Source organism: Butyrivibrio sp. NC3005, assembly GCF_000424545.1.
Classification (GTDB): Bacteria; Bacillota; Clostridia; order Lachnospirales; family Lachnospiraceae; genus Butyrivibrio.
This window is the reverse complement of record NZ_AUKC01000080.1, coordinates 1-3,628: the sequence shown is the minus strand read 5'-3', so window position 1 is coordinate 3,628 and position 3,628 is coordinate 1. Positions and strand designations below refer to the sequence as shown.

At 34.9% G+C, this 3,628-nt stretch carries 3 protein-coding genes; all 3 read right to left on the bottom strand.

The window, feature by feature from the left end:
* Nucleotides 1-169: 169 nt before the first annotated feature.
* On the bottom strand, nucleotides 170-970 hold the full coding sequence (locus G634_RS20550; RefSeq protein WP_051234085.1) for a DUF975 family protein: 801 nt from the start codon (nucleotides 968-970) through the stop codon (nucleotides 170-172).
* A gap of 390 nt (nucleotides 971-1,360) precedes the next feature.
* Nucleotides 1,361-2,335: a methyl-accepting chemotaxis protein gene (locus G634_RS0114685; protein WP_026505896.1), complete on the bottom strand. Its 975-nt coding sequence runs from the start codon at nucleotides 2,333-2,335 to the stop codon at nucleotides 1,361-1,363.
* Between the two features lie 13 nt (nucleotides 2,336-2,348).
* Nucleotides 2,349-3,443, bottom strand: a complete 1,095-nt coding sequence (locus tag G634_RS0114680) for an FIST N-terminal domain-containing protein (protein WP_026505895.1) — start codon at nucleotides 3,441-3,443, stop codon at nucleotides 2,349-2,351.
* Between the last annotated feature and the right edge of the window lie 185 nt (nucleotides 3,444-3,628).

Below are 3,628 nucleotides of genomic sequence, written 5' to 3'. Positions count from 1 at the left end.
TTTATAAACAGTTCTGCTCATGAAATATTACAAGCCAGTAAAACTAATCTACTAAGTATTCAAAACAATAACCGTACCAGACCAAAATTTGTCGCCAAGAGAAATTTTGTCCTGCGAAGCAGGATTCTTGTTGATGATTATCCTAAATCTCAGCAAGACCTATGTCAATTTAGAAATTGGTGTTACCATTTGGAGCAGTAAAGTTTTGATTCATCTGTCCATATGTATTTTGATTATTGTATCCCTGATTCATCTGCCCGTATGCATTATGATTGCTATAGTTCTGAGTGTTATAGCTTGATGTATTCTGTGCGAACATATTCTTATTGAAATTAACATTTTCTACCTGCTTCATGTAAATAGCACCACCGCTTGTGATATAGCATTTCTTTAAATACTCATAAGCTTCTGCCATTGTCTGAGTAATATATGGACCACCATACAATCCAATAGCTAGTCCACTTGTAATAAGTCCAAGCATAATCCATCCAAAAAATGAAAACTGAAGAAGGAACAAATCCATTTTATTGCCTTCCATCATTTCTGTTGAAATCTCGCTTGCTTCTTCCCATGTGATATCCGGATTCTCTGCAAGAATAAATGGAACCATTGCATATTGATACTTTTTGATAATACCTGGAACTATAAGACAAAGTGACCACAAAAAAATGGTTACTTTCATTTTAAACATTACTATTCCAATATTGAGCCAGTTTGTTTTGAAAGAATATAAGATATCTTCGAATGTTCCATATCCTTCTCTATTATTTAAAGCAAATCTGCATATTGAAACACTAAGTGGTGCTATTACGAAACTTGACGCAATTACCGCTCCTCCAACAGGAATCCAGCTTGTAAGAGCTATTCCTATAGCTGATATTGTTGCCATAGCAATAATTATTCCCACATACAAATAATACTCTGCTTTAAAATCCGCTTTTGCCTTTTGTTTTAATGACCTAAAATTCATACTACACTCCTTTGTTGATTAAATTTCAGTTTCAATAAAGATTAAAAAATTGCAAAAAGAAAGCCTTTCGTTTCTCCCCCACGAAAGACATTTCTCTCTCCCGATTGCCATCAGAAAACCCGAGTGACTACAATGAACTTTTTTCTTTATCATTTTTCATACCGAATCGTTGTGTTCCCCGTTCGATATAAACACTATAACATCTTTTTCTTTATTATGTTCATTTGTTGATGAATAACCATTTTTATCCGACGAGCTGTATTAAGACTGTCCAAGTACCTTTGTTTTGCGGGATTATTCTGTAAATAAACCATTAAAAAAGGCTTAAACCACGCATTATTGCCGGTTCAAGCCTTTTTAGTAGATTACTATAGATGACTGCTTGTCACTTCATTCAGAAGCTTCTTTTTCAATATATTTGATAAGAGGATCTATTTGTTCTAAGACGTTGTGCATGTCTTCGAACATGAAACCTTTTCTGGTTATTTTCTCTTTGAGAGTGTCTATTCCGTCTGAAACGTCTTCAAAGAAATGATTCGAATCGCTAATATCAGTTACAATATTGACAATTTCTTGCTCGCAGCTTTCAAAAGTTGTAGACATTTCATCTGCTGTTCCTCCAACTTCATCTGCAACACCTCTGATTGAACCTATAACTTCCTGAGTTGCGACTATTTCATTATGTGACTGATCCATAGCATTTCTGGTCTCTTTAATTGATTCATTAAGTGAATCATTATTTCTTGTAAGACCTTCCATACTTTCTCCAATGGAGCCGACTAACTCTTTTATTTCAATGGAAAGCTTGTTTACCTGCGTTGCAACTACAGCAAATCCTTTCCCGGCTTCACCTGCTCTTGCAGCTTCGATTGAAGCATTTAGTGCAAGAAGATTTGTTTGTGTCGCCACTGAATTTATCTGATTTACCTTTTCCTGAATTTCATCAAAACTTGCTTGGAATGCTTCGAATACTTTCTGCATTGCATCGATTGTTTCTGATACTGTTGCAGAACTTTGATCAACTTTTTCCATGCTTGCCTGTGAATTATCAGCAGTTTCTAGCATTTTGCTGATAATCGACTCAAACTTGTTGGATATGGCTTTAGCTTCCATAAACTGCTCTTTAAAAGCGTCAATCGAAGAACTCATGTTGTCGTACCTATCTTTAACAAGATTGAATGAGCTTCCTATTTCGTCAATTCCTTCAATTGTAATTGCTTCTTCATCTTGGAGTTTATCCTTTTGTTCAATTGCAAAACGTCCAATTTCACGAAAAGGATCAAGTTTTTCTATTACACTTCGTTCCTTTGCTTTTTCTATAGCTTCATTTTCTTCTATATCTTCTTTTTTTTTGAAAAAAGCCATTTTTTAATCCTCCTCATTCAAATACAGCACATACCATAGTCTGATTAACATGTTGGTTCTTGTACTGTTCTCCACCTCCTACTACTCCAACATGAGTTCCCAATGTCCCCATATCCTTCAAGAAATCCTGAAGGTGGTTTCTTTGAGAAAAAAGAAGATGCCTATAAATACAGTTTACTGAAAATACAAATGATATCTTACTACCGTCAGCTTTTATTGCTCTCCTTGTCTCTTGATTGATTTCATCATAGTCCATGAGCTTTAGAACTGTAACTGTATCATTCTCATTAAGTCTTTTATAATTTATCAAAGAACCATTAGAACCAATCTCTTTCATAGAAGAAATAAACACTTCATCGCCTACTACCCTTCCAAGAGGAGCTTCCAAGACGTTATCTATAATCTGATTTTTGGATATTCCCAATTCATTTGCATAGACATCTGCTGCCGGTCTGTTATCAAGACTTATAAGTTCTTTTTTTGCAAGGTTAACCTTGGTTGCAATATGTCTTGGATTATTATTACTTGCTCTATATATAAGTTCACTATAAGTTCTAATCTTACCTGATTTGTTCTTAATAACTGCATAACAGCATGCATCTTCATATATATCGCCGTTTACGCATACTTTAGATGCTTTATTCTCAGGAACTCCAAAGACTGTTCCGCCAAGGAGCGGTACTTTCTTTGGTCCAAGCGCCACATTCATTGAGGTAACAAGCCTTTCCTCATCTCCTGTACAAAATTCGATACATATGCTATTCCTTTCTCCTGGCATTACCTTATTGATTGCATTTTTCAGTCCATACAAGTCATACATAGGAGCTGATGATATATTTCTAAGTACACCAACCTGTGCTTCTGCATCGTTTCCAAATCCTATTATACAAAGAGTCTGGTCAGATGCATTATTTTTGTAATAGGTTATCGCACTTGTGCCTATAAACGGCACATTTGCATACTTTTCCTTTAATAGTTCAGCAACTTTAGGAAGACCATCATACGAAGACATGAAAATCATGAGATTAGGATTATGAATTGCAGCTATTGCTTCTGTAAACGCTGCTGTAATATCACGATTTTTACTATAGCCAACATTTATCTGCATTTTCCCTTCTTTCCTCACATAATAGTTGTGAAAAGCGATAGCCATTATCTTTCTTGGCTTATATACATGTAGCAAAAGAATTATAATTATATATACTTTTTTGTTTTATATAATCTGTTCTGATGTTTGTATATTTCGTCGCAGACACGCTTTCGCTTGATTATAAACGTAATGGTTCGTAATGC